This window comes from Deltaproteobacteria bacterium (assembly GCA_021737785.1).
GTDB lineage: Bacteria > Desulfobacterota > DSM-4660 > Desulfatiglandales > Desulfatiglandaceae > AUK324.
Genome location: JAIPDI010000014.1, coordinates 65,864 through 83,668 on the forward strand (window position 1 = coordinate 65,864; position 17,805 = coordinate 83,668).

16 protein-coding genes are annotated in these 17,805 nt (G+C 52.2%); 4 read left to right on the forward strand and 12 right to left on the reverse strand.

Going from position 1 to position 17,805, the window contains the following annotated elements:
- Positions 1-242: 242 nt before the first annotated feature.
- The 3 genes from K9N21_08970 to K9N21_08980 all read right to left on the reverse strand — a co-directional run bounded on the left by K9N21_08970 (position 243) and on the right by K9N21_08980 (position 3,283).
- Positions 243-1,778 carry a serine hydrolase gene (locus K9N21_08970; protein MCF8144037.1) on the reverse strand — a complete coding sequence of 512 codons (1,536 nt, stop codon included), beginning with the start codon at positions 1,776-1,778 and terminating at the stop codon, positions 243-245.
- Positions 1,779-1,858: 80 nt separating this feature from the next.
- On the reverse strand, positions 1,859-3,019 hold the full coding sequence (locus K9N21_08975; GenBank protein ID MCF8144038.1) for an amidohydrolase: 1,161 nt from the start codon (positions 3,017-3,019) through the stop codon (positions 1,859-1,861).
- A gap of 81 nt (positions 3,020-3,100) precedes the next feature.
- Positions 3,101-3,283, reverse strand: coding sequence for a hypothetical protein (locus K9N21_08980; protein ID MCF8144039.1), 183 nt, complete (start codon positions 3,281-3,283; stop codon positions 3,101-3,103).
- 881 nt (positions 3,284-4,164) lie between these two features.
- On the opposite strand from K9N21_08980, the gene K9N21_08985 reads away from it, so the two are divergent.
- Positions 4,165-5,247 (forward strand): glycerol dehydrogenase, encoded by a 1,083-nt coding sequence (locus tag K9N21_08985; protein ID MCF8144040.1) that lies wholly within the window; start codon positions 4,165-4,167, stop codon positions 5,245-5,247.
- 411 nt (positions 5,248-5,658) lie between these two features.
- Here the strand turns inward: K9N21_08985 and K9N21_08990 are convergent, their stop codons facing one another.
- The 9 genes from K9N21_08990 to K9N21_09030 all read right to left on the reverse strand — a co-directional run bounded on the left by K9N21_08990 (position 5,659) and on the right by K9N21_09030 (position 14,028).
- Positions 5,659-6,177 carry a nitrous oxide reductase accessory protein NosL gene (locus K9N21_08990; protein ID MCF8144041.1) on the reverse strand — a complete coding sequence of 173 codons (519 nt, stop codon included), beginning with the start codon at positions 6,175-6,177 and terminating at the stop codon, positions 5,659-5,661.
- Positions 6,178-6,473: 296 nt separating this feature from the next.
- Positions 6,474-7,058, reverse strand: a complete 585-nt coding sequence (locus K9N21_08995) for an XRE family transcriptional regulator (protein MCF8144042.1) — start codon at positions 7,056-7,058, stop codon at positions 6,474-6,476.
- A 329-nt stretch (positions 7,059-7,387) separates the two neighbouring features.
- Positions 7,388-8,308, reverse strand: a complete 921-nt coding sequence (locus K9N21_09000) for a 3-keto-5-aminohexanoate cleavage protein (GenBank protein MCF8144043.1) — start codon at positions 8,306-8,308, stop codon at positions 7,388-7,390.
- 6 nt (positions 8,309-8,314) lie between these two features.
- Positions 8,315-9,295: an NAD-dependent epimerase/dehydratase family protein gene (locus K9N21_09005; GenBank protein ID MCF8144044.1), complete on the reverse strand. Its 981-nt coding sequence runs from the start codon at positions 9,293-9,295 to the stop codon at positions 8,315-8,317.
- Positions 9,296-9,457: 162 nt separating this feature from the next.
- Positions 9,458-10,675, reverse strand: coding sequence for an ABC transporter substrate-binding protein (locus K9N21_09010; protein MCF8144045.1), 1,218 nt, complete (start codon positions 10,673-10,675; stop codon positions 9,458-9,460).
- A gap of 35 nt (positions 10,676-10,710) precedes the next feature.
- Positions 10,711-11,421, reverse strand: a complete 711-nt coding sequence (locus K9N21_09015) for an ABC transporter ATP-binding protein (protein ID MCF8144046.1) — start codon at positions 11,419-11,421, stop codon at positions 10,711-10,713.
- Positions 11,418-12,167, reverse strand: a complete 750-nt coding sequence (locus K9N21_09020) for an ABC transporter ATP-binding protein (protein ID MCF8144047.1) — start codon at positions 12,165-12,167, stop codon at positions 11,418-11,420. Before K9N21_09020 ends, K9N21_09015 begins: the two co-directional genes overlap by 4 nt.
- Positions 12,164-13,171: a branched-chain amino acid ABC transporter permease gene (locus K9N21_09025; protein ID MCF8144048.1), complete on the reverse strand. Its 1,008-nt coding sequence runs from the start codon at positions 13,169-13,171 to the stop codon at positions 12,164-12,166. The genes K9N21_09020 and K9N21_09025 overlap by 4 nt, the downstream gene beginning before the upstream one ends.
- A complete protein-coding gene (locus tag K9N21_09030) occupies positions 13,168-14,028 on the reverse strand; it encodes a branched-chain amino acid ABC transporter permease (GenBank protein MCF8144049.1) in 861 nt (286 codons plus the stop codon). The genes K9N21_09025 and K9N21_09030 overlap by 4 nt, the downstream gene beginning before the upstream one ends.
- 1,195 nt (positions 14,029-15,223) lie before the next feature.
- Here K9N21_09030 and K9N21_09035 point away from each other — a divergent pair.
- The 3 genes from K9N21_09035 (at position 15,224) to K9N21_09045 (ending at position 17,796) form a co-directional block, all read left to right on the forward strand.
- Positions 15,224-15,631, forward strand: coding sequence for a hypothetical protein (locus K9N21_09035; protein MCF8144050.1), 408 nt, complete (start codon positions 15,224-15,226; stop codon positions 15,629-15,631).
- A gap of 214 nt (positions 15,632-15,845) precedes the next feature.
- Positions 15,846-16,568 carry a TetR/AcrR family transcriptional regulator gene (locus tag K9N21_09040; protein ID MCF8144051.1) on the forward strand — a complete coding sequence of 241 codons (723 nt, stop codon included), beginning with the start codon at positions 15,846-15,848 and terminating at the stop codon, positions 16,566-16,568.
- Positions 16,569-16,587: 19 nt separating this feature from the next.
- Positions 16,588-17,796: a thiolase family protein gene (locus K9N21_09045; protein MCF8144052.1), complete on the forward strand. Its 1,209-nt coding sequence runs from the start codon at positions 16,588-16,590 to the stop codon at positions 17,794-17,796.
- Positions 17,797-17,805 lie beyond the last annotated feature (9 nt).

Below are 17,805 nucleotides of genomic sequence, written 5' to 3' on the forward strand. Positions count from 1 at the left end.
GTACCTCCCCTAATTTTCCAAGTTTGAATATCATTTATTCTGAAAACTGTTGGCCGGAGCGATCACTTCCCTGATCATTAAATGATGCAACCCAACCAGGTGCATCAAGTCTTGGTAACTTGGCATAACTTGTGAGTTTATCTCGTTCAAATATCGCTGTCAATTTAGAAACTTATGGGCTCTTGAAGCCCTCACTCGGAGAAAGGCATAAGAACATAGTCCGCATTCTTCCTTCGCAGCCCTCACGAAGCGTCATTCCGCTCAAACACGCCGCAGCCATCGTCTTCCAGCAGATCGATGGTCATCTGGGTTATGGAACCATCTGCCGCCTGCGCAAACCGGACAAACCCATCGGAATCGTCTCCAAACAGGGGAACCGAATACACAAAGACATCCCTGTCCCAATGGGCAAGCGACAACGCGAAACGCGCCGGTCCCAGCAGGACCGTCAGCGACCCGTTTTCGGCGGTCACCGTCGCATCCTCATATACCGCATTTCTGTAGACCCCGGCATAGCGATGAAGGGCCAGGGCCGGGCTCACCGCGGCCGGCCGCCCGGGCGCCTCCGCAACGGCCCCGGCCCTGGCCTGGTTGAAGGCATCCAGGGCTTCCCGGCTGTGATCCTTCTTGGGGTTTCCGAAATAGAGATCGGCAAAGTACTGGGGCAGGGCCTCGGCAAGCTGGTTGGAGGCCTCATTGGTCAGGACGACCATGCCGATCCTGGGTCCGGGCCAGAAGGCCACCATGGAATGGTATCCGGTGGTCCCGCCGTTGTGCCAGACATAGGGGTACGGCCTGTCATCCACAAAGATCCACGACTGGCAGTAATAGGCGCCCCGCTCCTTCTTGGCATCGTACCGGGCGACGGTCTTGGGCGAGTGCATAAAGTTCATGTTCTTCTCGCTCACCAGGCGCACCCCGTCCACCATCCCGTCATTTAAGTGGAGACGCAGCCACTGGGTCATATCCATGACATTGGAATTGATGCCGCCGGCAGGGCCATACATATACGGCCAGTTGAGGTCTTTGGGGACTGGGGTCACCCTCCCCCCTTGCGTGTTATGGCCCGTGGCCACATCCTCTCCCTCCATGAGCCCATGCCTGTCGTACGAGCTGTGGGACATCTTAAGGGGAAGGAAGATCCGCTCCCGGATGCTCTCTTCCCATGATCTCCCTGTGGCGTTCTCCACCACCTCCGCGGCCACCAGAAACAGGTGATTCACATAGGCAAATTCCGAACGGAAACTGCTCACCGGCTTGATGAACGCCAACGACCCCTTGATGTGCTTTCGGTCGAATCCGAAAAAGGCCTGGGCATCGCCCGAATACGCCGGCAGACCGCTGTGCTGGGCCAGCAGGTCCTCGATCATGAATTCCCGGGTGACCCAGGGATCGTACATCCTGAAATCCGGCACATGATCGATGACCCGATCCTTCCATTCCGCCTTCCCTTCATCCACCAGCATGGCCACCAGGGCCGCGGTAAAGGCCTTGGTGGTGGAGCCGATCTGAAAGACCGTCTGAGACGTTACCGGATCACTGCGGCCCTCCTCCTTGACCCCAAACCCTTTTGCGAAGATGACCGCATCGTTCTGCACGATGGCCACGGCCATGCCCGGGATGTGCCACGCCGTCATTTCCCTGCGGGCGTAGGCCTCAAAATCACCCAGCATCTCCTGTATTTGCCGGGCATCCGGGACTGCTCGTTCCTCTTGTGCAAGACCCGCCGCGGCCCCTATTAAGACAATTGCCAGGACAAGGCCCCAAATCTTCTTCATGACTCATCCCCTCCCCCGTTTACCCCCGGTTCCACTGTCCGCATAAGCCTCGCCCGGCATTCGGCAACCAGGAGACCGTTTCAGCTCAGAAGTCGCAGCGCGATCCAACAAAACATCTCCACACCCAAGGGCAAAACATCTTCGTTAAAATCAAACCGGGGACTGTGCAAAGGCGCGCACCCCTCATACCCCGTACCCATAAAGAAAAAACACCCCTTTGATTGTTCCAGGTAAAAGGCCATGTCCTCGCCGCCCATGGTCGGTTCCGGTTCCACCACCTGTTGCGGCCCCACCACATTCCCGGCACATTCCCGAACCACCCGGGCCATGGATGGGTCATTGATAAGGGGCGGGATCCCCGGGCCATAGGTCAATTCATAATCCGCGCCCATGGACCGGCACACCCCCCTGACAATGGTTTCAATGCGGCCCTGCCATGATTTCCATATCTTCCGGTCAAAGGTCCGGGTGGTGCCCCATATCTCGGCACTGGCGGGGATCACGTTAAAGGCCGTACCTGCATGAAAACTCCCCACCGTGACCACGGTCGGCATCAAAGGATCCATCTGCCGGCTCACGATCCGGTGGAGGGCATTGATCACCTGAACGCCCGTATCCAGGGCATCCACGCATTGATGGGGCATGGCCCCATGGCCCCCCTTCCCCTTGATAATGATCTCAAAACGGTCCATGGCCGCCATGAGGGGACCGGCCCTGACGCCGATGGTCCCCTGGGGCAGGTTGGGCCACAGGTGGCAGCCCACAGCATAGTCGACCCTGGGATCTTCCATCACACCCGCATCGATCATGGGCTTAGCCCCCCCGGGACCTTCCTCAGCCGGCTGAAACAGGAATTTGACGCGCCCTTTGAGCGTATGCTTGAACCTGTTGAGGATTCTTGCCGCGCCCAAGGCCATGGCCATGTGACCGTCGTGCCCGCACGCGTGCATGGCGTTTTCATGGGTCGAGGTAAACGGAAGTCCTGTCTCTTCCCTGACAGGGAGAGCGTCCATGTCCGCGCGGATCATGAGACAGGGGCCGGGGGACCCGGTCTCCATGAGGCCCACCACGCCTGACCGGGCAATCCCTGTTTGCACCGAAAGCCCTTCCGCCTTCAGGCACCGGGCCACATAGGCCGACGTCTTTTCCACTTGAAAGCCGATTTCAGGGATGCGGTGCAGGTCCCGGCGCACATCGATGATACGGGCTTTTTCTTCGCTTACAATCTGTTTTAAATCCATGATAGCGTCTTAAAAATAGGGTAGTCTTCCTGCGGCTCCATAAACGGGAGCAACGGTCCATTACCGCTGCCCATATTCACATCAGGCGGTGTAACGCCCCAGCAATCGGATTTGCTCCTGGGCCGATACGACGATCTCGTTCAGCAACTCCTCCACAGGCCTGATCTCTCTGATCATGCCGGCGGCGTCTCGAGCATGATCTGTCTCCCATGTCACTGTCATTCGCGATTGCAGCATCCTGTGTTTGACGTTGTTCCTTGCCATTCGGTTCCTTCTCTTTCTCATCCGCCTCTATAAAAATCTACCTCGTTTCCTGGAAACTGCAGCCTTTCAGCCATATACTCCATTTTTCTCCCTGTCCCTGTTACAGGCACCACTCACAGGGCCACGGATCCCCTTTCCCGGTCTCCCCTCGTTTCTGATCCTCTTCTGATGGTTAACCCGTATACTCCCAGAAATTTCGTCTAAGATCATAACTCCTTTCCGCAGAGAGATATCCAGGAATCCGCCTGATTGTCAATCGAAATCAAGCCACGGCATCATGAGTTCAATTCGATGCTTCCGCATTGAAGGACCTTGCAACAGGGCGCCGGGGATCTCCTGGCTGCATGGACATCTGACCATTTTTAATCTACAACGCCACTTGCTACTCCGTCATTCCGGCGAAGGCCGGAATCCAGCCAGAGGGAGATGCAAGATGGCTTATTTTTGGTTCGGTGCTTATATAAGGGGTCCTGGATACCGGTCGAAGATCCCGTACTTGCGGGATCACGTCCGGCATGACAGGATGCAAAATAGGGTGATCTCGGTAACATTCGTTGTAGGGTTAAGCTCGCTCGCCTTCCACGCCCCAGGCAGGCAATGGATTCGTTGTACATTGGTGCATATCAAAATTATAAAGGCAGAGTCCAGGAGGGGGACTCTGCCATGTCCTTTACCTGATCGGCGAATTGCGCTAAATTACCTTTATAATAATATCTGACGAGCGTCTTGTGCCTGGTCGAGACAAGGAGGAGACCATGCCGGTCATAATGACTGCATAGGGATTCGGGCCCGGGCAGGTTGAAAATGCGTATCCCAACGACACCCATTTTGGTGCCGGAGGCCGGCAGGAAAACCGCAAAAAGGAAAAAGGAGCGTCACGCATGATACGAAAGGCCGTTTTTCCAGGCTGCTATTTGCAGGGAAAGGATATCCTCCGGAATCTCGGGGGGATTCAAGAAATTGTCAACAAAAGGGTCTTTATTCTCGCCACCAATGCGGCTGTGGGCAAAATCATTCCGGAGAACCTCCCTGCGTGGAAGGGGATATGCCATATCGCAATCGAAAAATTCGGCGGCGCGTGCACCTGGGATGAGATCAACAGGGTATTCAAGATAGCAGAGGATGGCGGCTATGATTTCATCATCGGCATGGGGGGTGGGAAGGCGATCGACACGGCGAGGGTGGTTGCTGCCAAATTGGGGACCAGATATATCGCGGCGCCTACCATTGCCGCAACGGATGCGCCTACTGCAAGCGCTTGTGTTGTCTACAATGACGAAGGCGCCATTGTGGACTATTTCTCCACAAGAAACCCCGATTATGTTTTGGTGGATACCAGGGTCATTGCCGAAGCCCCGGTCAGGTTCCTGGTTTCCGGAATGGGGGACGCCCTCGCAACCTGGTTTGAAGCGGATACCTGTGATCGCTCCTATTTCCGAAACGTGTGCGGAGGGTTTAATCTCAGGGCCATCATGTCCCTGGCCCACGCGTGCTATCAGACCCTTTTGACCTACGGTGCAGATGCCAAAATCGCCTGTGAAAACAATCTGGTCAGCCCGGCCCTTGAATACATTGTGGAAGCCAATACCCTCCTCAGCGGGCTTGGCTTTGAATCCGGGGGTCTCTCAACCGCACACGGCATTCATGACTGTCTCTGCAATCTGAAAGGCACGCACGCGTATTATCACGGCGAAAAGGTGGCCTTCGGGACCCTGGCCGGGCTATTTCTCGAGGCGAGGCCGCAGCACCTGATAGGCGAGGTGACCGCATTTTGCAGGTCCGTCGGCCTGCCGACCACACTGGCGCAGATCGGTCTTGAGGGCGTCACCGACAGCGAGCTGGGTACCGCCATTCGCCCGGTATTCGACAATAAAGACAGCTACCTCCATAACGTGAGAGTCAAGCTGACGTCTGAGGGGATCATAGAGGCCATCCGGATCGCGGACGCCTTCGGTCGCGGCTGAGTCAACCTTTTTGATGCCCCAAGACCCGATGGTTGAATTTCTGTTGCAGCGCCGGATGGCCCGGGTCAACACATTTATGGCAGTCTTTGCCTCAGCTCTCTCCACGTTGTAAAAATGATGTCCTCGGTCGATAGAAACTCAATCGTCTCCGGATCGGCGAAAAGCTGCGCTTGCCATACCCGTTGCTGAAATGCCCTGCCCAATTCGAGAATGATTTTGGCATTGTTCGATTAACCAGGAACCCGCACTATTGTCGTTTCATAGCCGTTATCTACGCCTTGCAGTATGACAGTTAAATCTCAGATAAGGACACAATCGGGCAGAAGCCTGGCTTCGCCCCACCAGTCGCCGGGATTAAAAAGGTAGAGCCAATAAATGGTTCTACCTCCTGGGTTGAGAGTTTCGAGTAAATTATTTTTCTTGCTTTTTCATCTTCATCATTTGTCTTTTCTTTTGAATCATCAATGTATCCTCATACATATCTTCAAATGCGGCCTTCATAATTTCATCAAACGTTGCTGATCTTCCGCCATGCTCTCTCATAAAATTGTCGGCCGCCGCCCTGGTTTCGAAAGCCCATTTTGCTCTCGCCGTCATGACACCCATCTTGTCTCCGCCAATTACCCAGAAAGCCCTATCGGCATCGATTTGCTTCTTGGTGTTGTAATCACCCACGGTAATTTTATTAACCGTTTTATCAATATGTAACGCCATGTCAATGGCGGCACAATGAACAGAGCAAAGTCCTTCCTTAGAGCCATCGCCATGCTCGATAATAACCCATGAATGGCCGTAATCCGCTCTCTTCATGCCACAATACCTACATTCTTCGTCGGCAGAAAATGCGGTTTGAGAAAAAAAGAACAATGAGATCAAAATAGCTATCGAACAATACAGGGCTTTATGTCGATTCCAAATCTTCCTTTCCATTAAATGACCTCCTTTACCTTTTATTGGTTTAAATTTACTCTCAACTATTGATGTATGGTAAAATATATAGCCGAAAGGGCCTGGTGCGTCAATAGATATTGCGGCGCAAAATATTGGGGTCCGGTACGGTAACTGACAAACGGTTTTCCGCTAAGTGTGAACAGGACGTTCTTCACATTTCCACTTTATATAAGATCATAAAACTGTTCCCACTCAGCAAGCAAAATATGTAAATGTGAAGAACGTCCCACAATCCCAAATATGGTCGATGTCTTGAAACTTTATGACTTAAGACATCATCCTTCCGCAGGTGGGGTATAAATGACCATAAAACACTTAGCTTCCTTATTTCCAACGGATTCCCCGAAATGGGGGAAACTGGAATCGAAATAGATGCAATCACCCTCTTCGAGGATGAATTCCTGGTTTCCGTGGAGAAACTTCATCGTTCCTTCAAGAACAAAAAGGATTTCTTCGCCTTCGTGTTGGGTAATCGTTTTCTTCTTCGGGTTGAGCGGAAGGGTCAGGATAAAGGGTTCCATCTTTTTATTTGGGAAGGTATGGGCAACGGCCTCATAAGCATACTCGAAAGCAGTGCCTTTCCTGGGGATTAAAGGCCTTTCCCCTTTTCTCACAATGGAGATGGAGGTTTCCTGTTCCTCTTCCCCCACAAGGAATGAGATTGTAATCCCAAGGACACGGGCGATGATTCCCAGTGTGGCAAGTGGAGGGGATTTTTCGGATTTCTCTATTCTCGAAAGGTAGCCTTTTGTAAAGCCGGTTTGGTTAGCCAGCTGTTCGAGAGTGAATTTCTTGCTGATTCGAGAAGCCTTGATTCTCTTACCGATTTCTGATTCAACGAATAGAGATGTTTTATTCATAATTGTGTGCACGATTAATCAATATAATTAAAATAACGTTAGAAACGGCATGTTAAACCATTGGAAGAATGCAATTCAGCGACTTTGTTGCATATTCGTAAACTTTTGTCAAGGGCTATTTGGATGGACTTTCCTTATTTTTTTCGCGCAGTTATCTTAAAGATACGGAGATATGAGAGTGAAAATTCCTGGACTACAGCGACGGTAAGAGGAAAGCCGTCAAAATGCTCAGGAGTCATTGCCAGGGGGCTGCCCAAGCCTAAGCGGCGACTGTTGAAAGAGATGAATCTACGATACACAGGCTGCCAAGGGCATCAAATTCTTCCAGACTAAAAATTAACCTGGTCAAGCCCTTTCAAGCCCAAAATCTTTCTGGCTTCATCGGGAGAGGCCAATTCCAGTCCCATCTCTCTCGCAATGGCTGCAATTTTCGTCACCTGCTCGGCGCTGCTTCGGGCCAAGACCCCTTTCGACACGTAAAGGCTATCCTCAAGCCCCACGCGGGCATATCCCCCCAGGATGAGAGAACCCGTGCACATGGGTATCTGATGACGGCCGGCGGCGCAGACCGAGAATTGAAAGTCCCCGATCTGCCTTCGCGCCGTATTTACCAGAAAGATGAGGTTTTCCAGGGTGGCGGGAATGCCGCCGAGGATGCCCAGGACGAACTGCAGATATACCGGCCTTTTGGCAATGTCTTCCTCTAAGAGGAAAGCCAGGTTGTTGATCATGCCGACATCATAAATCTCGAACTCGGGCCTTGCCCCGTTGGCATAAATGATTTCCAGGAATTGGCGCATGGTTTTGAAGGTGTTCGGAAAAATAAAATCTTCCGTCGCATCGAGGTAAGGCTTTTCCCAGTCGTATTTCCACTGAGAGATACTGCCTGTGACATGAAAGAGAGCGAAATTAAGGGATCCGGCGTTGAGAGACGTCAATTCCGGCTTGAGGGTCGATGCGACTCGGGCACGGTTTTCTATGGGTTCGCCCAGCTTTCCTCCCGTGGTAAAGCACAGGATGATGTCGCAGCGACGTTTCACGTCCTCAGCGATCTCCCGGTAAATGTCTTGATCGGCATTGGGCATTCCCGTCTCGGGATCTCTGACGTGCACATGAGCCACAGCAGCGCCGGCTTCATGGACTCGAACGGCTTCATCGGCCAACTGCTTGGGAGTGACCGGCAGGTAGGGGGACATGCTCGGAGTATGGACCGCGCCTGTCAACGCAGCGGTAATTATTCTCTTGTTCATCCTGATTTATTCCTCTTCATTTTTCTCTTTGTTGTCGTTATGGTAGTTTCCAAATTCCAAAATAAAATCCTCTACCATTTCCTCAAGCGGATAATTTATTTTCAAGCCCCACTCGGACCGCGCGCGCTCGTCGTTAATTCTAAGGGTGGCCAGTTCACGCAGCAGATCCACCACGACCGGATTCGGCTGAAACGAGAGGCGGGCGCCGGGTACGCGCTCCTCGACGATTTCCACCAGCCTGCGTGCGGAATAAGGGGGTGTGATGCCTGCCACATTGTAAACCCGCGTTTGAATCTTTTCGGGAGCAGCCGCGGAAAGATCCAAAAGGAGCCTGGCGGCGTCCTTGAAGTACAGAGCCGCGCAACGGGACTCCGGTTCGCACTCCAGGACGTAAGGAAGTCCCTTGAGTGGATATTCTATGGCCCATGCATTGAAGATGGACATGTGAGCCGTCCGGGCGCCGGGGCCCACAATGGAAGGAAGCCGCAATCCCCGAAAATCCAGTCCGAATTTGCGGTGGTAAAAACGGCCAAGGAGTTCCCCGAAGGTCTTGGAGACCCCATAGAAGCTGGAGGGCCGCTGAAGCGTGCGGTCATCTATCTCGTCTGAGAGAATGTCCTTGCTGTACGTAGCAATTGTGCTCCCGTAGAGGACCTGTGGGATCTTCTTTATGCGAGCCGCTTCCAGAACGTTGTAGGCGCCGACGACATTCGCATCGAAAGCGGCGCAGTGGTTATTCTCGGAAGGAAGAGAGAGCATTCCACCGAGATGAAAAATGCGCCCAACGTTGTGCTTTTCAATACAGTCCATCAAAACGGAAAGGTGAGACAAGGAGCCCTGCTCGAAGAGGAATGAATCTTTTAATTCCTGCAGGGGGCCCTGCACGGGCGCAATGTCGAAGATGACAGGCTGCTCGCCTGAATCGATCAATAGGCGGGCAAGGTAGGAGCCGATAAATCCGGCTCCCCCGGTGATAAGAGTCGTCATGATACGAGTTCCTCAGAATGCTTCAATTTTTTCCGGAGGTCATTCGGAAGGATTCCACTCGCGGAAATGTTTTTAAACGCGAGGCACACCTCAATCCACGGATGGGCGGGTCATGGCGCATCCTTTTTGCGCCATGACCCGCCATCGTTGTAAATCTCAGGTCTATTTCATATCGCAGCCCGTCTCCGCGCAGGGCACTTCCACATCTTTGGCGGGAATCTCTTTCGCGGGACTGACGAACGCGTGCTTGAAGAAGGGGTTGTCCTTGACTATTTCGGCTGTCCAGTAAGGAACTTGCGCCTGATGATCGCAGGCCCTCATCGTCCAGGTTCCCGCCGGACCGTCGTAGGTCAGGCCTTCCCATGCCTCGATGATCTTATCCACATCCGTTGACCCGGCCTTTTTGACGGCTTCAGCCCAGAACATGGTGGCAATGTAAGCCTTTCCGCGAAGCCCGGAAGGGTAATGTCCCATGGCCTTATGAAAACCTTCAACAAATTCCTTGTTCTTTTCGAGGGGGATCGAAAGCATATAGATTTCCACCCCTATGTCGCCCAGAACCAGGTTGTCATCGCCAAGAGATCCAATCAGTACATCGTCATTGATATAATAGCAGACCAGCTTGGCTTTGAGCCCCATGGGTTTTCCCTGTTTGATGAGAAGATTCAAGTCGTTTCCCCAATTCGAGGTGAAGACGACGTCAGGCTTTGCTGCAACCAGCTGGCTTACATAGGGCGCGAAGTCTTTCGTTCCGATAGGATGATAGATTTCGGCGATGACTTCAGCCTTCGGATCGAGTTGGAGAAGTTTTTTCTTGAAGGCTGCGACGGCTTCGTGGCCAAAGGAATAATCCTGGGCAATGATGCCGATCTTTTTGTAGCCTTTTTGAAAGACCAATTGAGCCGCGGCAAAGGAGCGTCCATCGGTGCTGCCGCCTGGCCGGAAGAAGTTCTTGTTGCACTTCTCACCGGTCATGCTGGCGGCGTCCATGCCGTAGGTGAACATTATCGCGTTCTGCCTGTTGGCCAGCATGGACATGGCCGATCCGACTGAACTGCCCGTTCCGCCGCAGAAGAATTTTACTTTATCCTTGAGGATCAGGGCCTGAGCTTTTCGGGTGGCGACATCCGGCTTGAGTTCCGAGTCCACCGGTACGACTTCGACCTTTTTGCCGAAAAACCCACCCTTGTCGTTGATGACCTTCACGGCGTACTCGACGCCTTCCAAGTAGCGGTCCCCGATGTCTTTGAACGTCCCGGACAGAGGCTCCATCACCGCGAGTTTGATGGTATCCGCTGCTGGGGCCGCAACCGGCGACATAATTGCCAAGAACATCGGAAAAAATGCCAACCCTGCCATACACCACATTCCCTTTTTCATTTTTGCCTCCTTCTGTTGGTTAATAAACAAACGACTTACACTTCCAGGTAATTCCGTCTTACGCCCTCGGCAGCCATTAAGGCCGCCATATCGCCCTCGAAAACCATTTGCCCTTTACTCATGATGTAGAATCGCCTTGCCACCTTTATGGCGGCCTTGAAATTTTGCTCCACCATGAAGACCGTCACCCCGGATTCGCGGATGGTTGCAAGCATATCGAGCACCTTTTTTACGATAAGAGGCGCCAACCCTTCCGTGGGTTCATCGACCAGAATCAGCTTTGGATTGCCCATCAGGGTACGGGCTACGGTGAGCATCTGGTGCTCTCCGCCCGAAAGATGAAACCCTTTGTAGTTTGCACGTTTCCCGAGGTTCGGGAAGATTTCATATACACGCGCCACCGTCCATGGCGCCTTCTCAGATCCGCCGTCGGTCTCCTTCTTCATTCCGATGAGCAGGTTTTCATGGACCGTAAGGCTGCGGAATATGCGACGCTCTTCGGGGACATAGCCTATGCCGAGCCGGGCGATCTGGTGCGGTCGTTTGCCCACCAACTCCTGTCCTTCGAAGAGGATGCTGCCGGAGGCGGGCCGAACCATTCCCATGATGCTCTTCAATGTCGTCGATTTCCCGACGCCGTTTCTCCCAAGGAGGCAGACCAGTTCCTCTTTCCGCAACTCGAACGAGACGCCGTGCAGAACGTGACTCTTCCCATAATAACTGTGAATGTCGGAAACCTTGATCATGAGTCGTCTTCCCCCAGGTAGGCGTCTTTCACCCGCTGATCGGCGCGGATTGCGTCGGGAGTGTCGGATACAAGGATCTTGCCGTAGTGAAGCACTGAGATTGTGTCGGCAAGAGAAAAGACCACATCCATATCGTGCTCGATGATGATTAAGGTCCGCCCGGCGGTCACGCGGTCGATCATTTGGATGGCCTGAGCGGTTTCCTCACGCGTCATTCCGGCCGTAGGCTCATCCAGCAAGATCAGATCCGGATCGGTGGAAAGGGTAATGGCGATCTCCAAGGCCCGCTGGTGTCCGTAGGATAGGGCGCTCGCCGGCATGTGCATCACCTCTTCGAGTCCCAACTCTTTGACTATTGCCGCCGTTCTTTCGTTGATTTGCACATTGTTGTCGGGTTTTCTAAAAAAATGATATCTGAGACCGGACCGGGAGCGGACACCGGATCGGATATTTTCAAAGACGCTCAATTCCTGAAAGACATTGGTGACTTGAAAAGAGCGGGAAATGCCAAGCCGGTTGAGGGCGTAGGCGGGTTTTCTGGAAATCTCTTCTCCCTTGAAAAGAATGGAGCCAGATGACGGCCGAAAATTCCCGCTGATGACATTGAACAGGGTGGTTTTGCCGGCTCCGTTGGGACCGATGACGGCGTGCCGTTCCTTCTCCTTGACGATCAGTTTCACGCCGCTGAGAACGGCCAGGCCCGAAAAATCCTTATGAAGACCGTTGATCTGGAGATACCCGCTCATGGTGAAACTTCCTCCGTCTCAGGCCCGGATGAAGACTCGCTGCTGCCTTTGCCGGAAAAAAGTCCCTGGATCCGTTGTATGATTTGAGAAAGTCCTCCCGGGATTACCAGGACCATAAAAACAAAAATAAGCCCCATGAAGAGCGGCCAGCGGTCGGTGAGGTCGCTCAGGTAACTCTGAAGAATAATGTAGACAAAAGCTCCCAGGATAGGCCCCCAGAACGTCCCTGTCCCCCCCACGAAGGCCATGAGGAGGGCCGCAGTCGTCATCTCTACGCTGATGGCGGAGATGGAGACAAACTGAAACTGGAGAGTGTAGAAAGCGCCCGCCAGGCCGGCTACAGCCCCTGTGAACGTGAACAGGATGAGGCGACTGATGTTCGTGTCGTAACCTAAAAATTTCATGCGCTCTTCGTTTTCGCGCATCAGGAGAACCGTCTGTCCCATGGCCGTCCGGGTCAGATACCAGCAGAACACAATGGCAGCTCCGATGACGACGAGCGTAACGTAATAAAAATTGACAATTCCCGCGGTGTTGATTGTAGTGAATCCCAGGTGAATATCCGGCCGCGTGACGCTGAGACCGTCGTCGCCCCCGGTAACGGAACTCCACTTTGTGGCCACGGCGTAAAAAAGCGCGTTAAAAGCCAGGGTGAGCAGTGCGAAGTAGGCCCCTTTATGCCGGAGAAGAAAACCTCCGGTCACAAAGCCCACCAGCGTGGTGGCCAGGATCGCTATCAGAATCGCGCCCCAGACGGGAAGGGCGGGGATGTGGATCAAAGATACCGCCACGGTGAAGGCGCCTGTTCCGAAAAACATGGCGTGGCCGAAGGATAAAAGGCCGGCGTAACCCAGCAGGAGATTGTAACTGACGGCGTAGAGGGCAAAGATAATGATCTCCGTCAGCATATACACGTGATATTCCCTGAGGACAAGCGGCGCCAGGAGACCCAGCAGGAAGAGAACGGCGATATAGGGGTATGTGCCTTTTTTCCGCGAGATCATTGTTTTTCACCAAACAGTCCTGAGGGTTTGACAATGAGGACGATCGCCATGAGCAGATAAACGAGGGCCAGCGAAAGCTTGGGGAAGAGCAGCACCCCGAAAGACTGCAATTCACCTATGAGAAGCGAGGCGACAACAGCGCCCCCCAGGCTGCCGAAGCCGCCCACCACGATGACCACAAAGGCGTCAACCAGGATTTCCTGGGCCATTCCGGGGTATGTTGAAAGGAGCGGACCGGCGATGACGCCCGCAAAGCCTGAGAGAGCGGTGCCGAAAGCAAAAACGCCTGTCAGGACGAGGGGGACGTTTATGCCCAGAGCCTCCACCATTTCACCATCGTTCACTGATGCCCGAAGCGTGACGCCCAGGCGCGTCTTATAAAGAATGAGCGCCATTGACAGCCCTACCAGCACGGCGCAAAAAAAGATGAAGATTCTGTAAACCGGATAGAGAATCCCGAAAATATTTATGCTTTGAGCAAGAAATCCCTCCAGGTTGACGGCCAGAGGATAGTTGCCCCAAACCCATTTAACGATTTCAGTGATGATGTAGGCCAAACCGAATGTGAGGAGCAGTTCGTGCAAGTGTCCGTGAATATGGACTCGGCGCATCAGGAACCGTTCCACCAGTGCGCCGATTATGAAAAGAATAACGGGGCACAGGACGAGGGAAAGCCAAAAATGGCCTGTGACCCTCAGTACCGTATAAGAGAAATAGGCCCCCAACATGTACATGGCGGCGTGGGCGAAATTCAGGACGTTCATCATCCCGAAAATCATCGTGAGGCCGGCGGAAACCAAGAAGAGAAGGCCTGCATAAGCCAATCCATGAAGGAAAAAAACGAAAATTTCATTCATCTTTTTTTCTTGCTTTCAACTGACCGACCGGGATAGCAAGGTGAGGGCCAGTCGATTCAGAAGGATGTCGGAAACGGTAACATTGAGGTCACGGGCAATATTTCCGGGAGCGGAGACTGGCTGCGGTTTGTCCGACTTTTTCACCTTGGTGAGACAGCCCTCGGAAAAGACCGTCCGGCCAAATTGTCCCTGAGTGATCTTTCTCTCAGTTCGGAATCTTTTGGCCTCCTCCCCTTTTCGATCCTGCGATAATGAAACATGTTGCCTTTTTGGAAACTATATGGAAATCGATCCATCCGTTTTATTGTCTCTATTTATATTGTTTATGTCCATTGCGTCAGAATATATCAGGGAGATGTTTTCTAATGAACAACAAAATACAGCCTTTCTCGAAACACGTCAAGCAAATTTTAGGTTTTTTTCGATTCATGGTGATGGGATTTTTCAATGGCGCCAGGCGTTTTGAAATTTGGAGCTATTTCCATCAATTATGTGATTGTGGATACCGCTAGTTTCCAATTCAGCAAAGCTGCTGCCCATGTCGCGGAAAAGCGACGAAGGATATTTTATCTGTCCACCCTTGGTAAGGCTGTAACTGTCTTAAAGTTAACGCAATAGCCTGAAAGAAGAGCGAATTCGGAAACATCCGGTCTCTTTGTCACTCTGGGAATCATCGCCCATTCACTTGGGATTACCATTCCATCCTTCATTCCATGCAATGTAGATTGTAAGAACCGCACTTCTTATCAAATAGGTTCGTTCATAGGGACAGGCTATGGCCGTGCGGCCGTTGCAAAGGCTTCACAGGGCAGAATGAGTTTACAACAATCTTCGTCGTCGAAACGCGGATGATGTTTCTCGCCTCGACCAAAGAGTGTCTTTAAAAACAAGGGCGGTCCTGTCGGCTGGCTCGCCACCATCCAGACCCGAGGTTCCGCGTCTGATCGGGCCAGGGTGCGTTGGGGCAGATCCGGCGTCGGAACGCATTGAGACCGTTAGACATGCCGGGTGTTAATGATCGCCACCATGGAGCCATTCCATGATCGCACTATGGGGCCAATTGAAGATCGGGGTTATGGCGCCACTACCCTGATATCCTCTTCGTATAAGTTGATCCGGCCGTAACGTGGGTCTCGGACATTCCTTATGAACTGAGCTATCCTCCTGGAAAACTTTAATCCCAGGAGGTGGCCTTATGTCCTTTAGGAGGTTCGAGATGCACCAGTATCGTCACGTTCTGTCCCGTATGCGGTCGGGTGACACCGACCGGTCCATCGCCCGATCCGGGCTCATGGGACGTAAAAAGTCCGCACAACTCCGTCAACTGGCCTTGGCGCATGGCTGGCTTGATCCTGAAACACCGCTGCCAGACTCGGCGGACCTTGCCAGTGTCATCCAAGGTCGTAAAGAGGACCGCCTGCAAGTATCACTGGTTGAACCCTACGCCGATGAAGTGACTCAATGGGTGAAAGACTGCATTCAGGGAACCACCATCTACCAGGCCCTCGTTCACAAACATGGTTTTGAGGGAAGTTACTCCAGCGTCAGGCGCTTTCTTGCCCAATACAAAGAAACTCACTCCGAGGCGATTCGTCTACCTTAAAATGCGCTTTTTTATTGGTATTCCAGAAGGTTAAATTATTATGGATGGACACTGGGATGGATGAAGCCTTGGCCTGCCAGAAACCGTGGCGGTTGGGGAAGACCAAAAACTTCGCGACAGGCAAAAAATTTTCTTGACAGCGGCTTCGCAAAACGTATAATAGCGAGCGTTCGCTCGTACTTCCGAAAGCACCCGCTATCCGAAAGGAGTCCCTATGGCCGCGCCCAGGACCAGCAAGAAAAAGAGGACACAGAAACCGGTCGAGGTCTCCACGCAAATCAAGAACAAAGATCTCGTTGAACGAAGGCGAAAGCAACTCATCGACGAATCCACGAAGGTCTTTGTGGAAAAGGGATACCACCGCACCAGCATCCGCGATATCGCAAAGGCCACCTCCTTCAGCATGGGGAACCTGTACGATTATATCCGGACGAAGGAGGACATTCTGTACCTCGTTCACCAGAACATGATCAATAACGTCTATCATGGTTTATTCGATCTACAGGAAGATGAATTTGAGATCAAGTCTGGAGAACTGAACACCATCATCCGGAATGCCGTAGAAAAGACTTTCGAGTTTCAGGATGAGATTATCCTGCTGTACAGGGAGTCGGGTTCGCTCAGTAAGGAGATGATGCGGTCGATCCTCGCCTTGGAAACTCGCTATATCGACATGTTCAAGCGTCTGCTTGATGAAGCCAATGAAGAAGGGTTGTACAAGATCCAAGACACCCGGTTTCTTGCAAATCTCATCGTCTACCTCATCTCTTTCCTTTCACTGCGCCGCTGGAGCCTGCGCGAGTACAGCAAGGAGAGGTCGATTGATCTTCTCATGTATTACATTACCCGAATGTTGAGGTCTGAGGAGAAGATCTCAGAGTCACAAAAGAAGGACAGGGCCAAGCTCAATGAAAACAAGACGCCCTGCGCCGAATAAGGCAGAGGAAGGAGCCACGATGTATAAGGACATCGTTATCGTTAGTGCCGCTCGTACTCCTTTTGGCAGATATTGCGGTTCGCTGAGAGAATACGATTTCTTTGAACTCGGGGCCCTTCCCATGAGAGACATTTTGGACCGTGTGGATTTATCAGGAACCGCTGTAGATGAAGTCTACTGGGGTGTTGGAGATACTTCGGTCTGTAAGGATGTTTACACTCCGGTTGCCGCCCGACAGACGCTAATTAAAGCAGGAATTCCACCTGAGACCCCATCTGTTGCTATTGACAAGGCATGTGTATCAGCTATGTCAGCAGTGCATTATGGCTGCCGCGCCATGGTCGCGGGGGAGATTAACTCTGCAATAGGTGGTGGGGCGACTTCGTTCAGTCAGGAACCTCTTATCGTTAGAGGTTTGCGATGGAAAGGCTTCCGTCTAGGTGATGTGACCATGGAGGATCCCCTTTTCGCATTGGGTTACAAGGATTTTAATCCGGTGTCGGTCGATACGGATAATGTGGCCATGGAATATGGCATTTCACGAGAAGAACAGGATGAATGGGCATTGAGGAGTCATCAGAACTATGGCCTGGCCTGGAAGGCTGGAAAGTTCAGTGATGAAATCATGGAATTAAACATCCATCAAAAGGATGGAGAATCACTTGTTTTGAACATTGATGAGCAATATAGACCAGACGCCGCTCTTGAAAAGCTTGCAAAGCTTCCAGCCATCTATGGTTGCCAAGGGGTTACAGCAGGGAATGCCCCCGGGTTGAATGATGGAGCTTCTGCAATCCTGTTTATGACGAAATCAAAAGCAAATGAGCTGGGTTTGCCGCCCCTAGCTGAAATTGTTTCAATGTCATCGATAGCAATAAGCCCACATCGAATGCCGGAAGCACCAGCTCTTTCTTCTCTTAGAGCACTCGAACGAGCTAACATCGCCCTTGACAACATTAACATAATAGAGATCAACGAGGCATTTGCAGCTGTTCCTTTGGTTAGTACCCTTATTCTTGCCGGGGGAGATAAGAGAAAGGCAGGAGCGATTCGTGGAAAGACCAATATAAATGGAAGCGCTATAGCCATCGGCCATCCTAACACGGCAAGTGGCGCTAGAATTATTATGAATCTGATGTACGAACTAAGGCGCCGAGGAGGAGGTTACGCATTGGGAGCGATTTGCGGCGGTTTAGCGCAGTCAGATGCGTGTATTATAAAAGTGTAGACCAAAAGT

Excerpts from the sequence above, each read along its gene's own strand:
- K9N21_09000 (MCF8144043.1), bottom strand. The coding sequence starts at position 8,308 with ATGAACAAGAGAATAATTACCGCTGCGTTGACAGGCGCGGTCCATACT.
- K9N21_08980 (MCF8144039.1), bottom strand. The coding sequence starts at position 3,283 with ATGGCAAGGAACAACGTCAAACACAGGATGCTGCAATCGCGAATGACA.
- K9N21_09030 (MCF8144049.1), bottom strand. The coding sequence starts at position 14,028 with ATGAATGAAATTTTCGTTTTTTTCCTTCATGGATTGGCTTATGCAGGC.
- K9N21_09015 (MCF8144046.1), bottom strand. The coding sequence starts at position 11,421 with ATGATCAAGGTTTCCGACATTCACAGTTATTATGGGAAGAGTCACGTT.
- K9N21_09010 (MCF8144045.1), bottom strand. The coding sequence starts at position 10,675 with ATGAAAAAGGGAATGTGGTGTATGGCAGGGTTGGCATTTTTTCCGATG.
- K9N21_09040 (MCF8144051.1), top strand. The coding sequence starts at position 15,846 with ATGGCCGCGCCCAGGACCAGCAAGAAAAAGAGGACACAGAAACCGGTC.
- K9N21_08970 (MCF8144037.1), bottom strand. The coding sequence starts at position 1,778 with ATGAAGAAGATTTGGGGCCTTGTCCTGGCAATTGTCTTAATAGGGGCC.
- K9N21_08995 (MCF8144042.1), bottom strand. The coding sequence starts at position 7,058 with ATGAATAAAACATCTCTATTCGTTGAATCAGAAATCGGTAAGAGAATC.
- K9N21_09020 (MCF8144047.1), bottom strand. The coding sequence starts at position 12,167 with ATGAGCGGGTATCTCCAGATCAACGGTCTTCATAAGGATTTTTCGGGC.
- K9N21_09035 (MCF8144050.1), top strand. The coding sequence starts at position 15,224 with ATGTCCTTTAGGAGGTTCGAGATGCACCAGTATCGTCACGTTCTGTCC.
- K9N21_09025 (MCF8144048.1), bottom strand. The coding sequence starts at position 13,171 with ATGATCTCGCGGAAAAAAGGCACATACCCCTATATCGCCGTTCTCTTC.
- K9N21_09005 (MCF8144044.1), bottom strand. The coding sequence starts at position 9,295 with ATGACGACTCTTATCACCGGGGGAGCCGGATTTATCGGCTCCTACCTT.
- K9N21_08990 (MCF8144041.1), bottom strand. The coding sequence starts at position 6,177 with ATGGAAAGGAAGATTTGGAATCGACATAAAGCCCTGTATTGTTCGATA.
- K9N21_08985 (MCF8144040.1), top strand. The coding sequence starts at position 4,165 with ATGATACGAAAGGCCGTTTTTCCAGGCTGCTATTTGCAGGGAAAGGAT.
- K9N21_09045 (MCF8144052.1), top strand. The coding sequence starts at position 16,588 with ATGTATAAGGACATCGTTATCGTTAGTGCCGCTCGTACTCCTTTTGGC.
- K9N21_08975 (MCF8144038.1), bottom strand. The coding sequence starts at position 3,019 with ATGGATTTAAAACAGATTGTAAGCGAAGAAAAAGCCCGTATCATCGAT.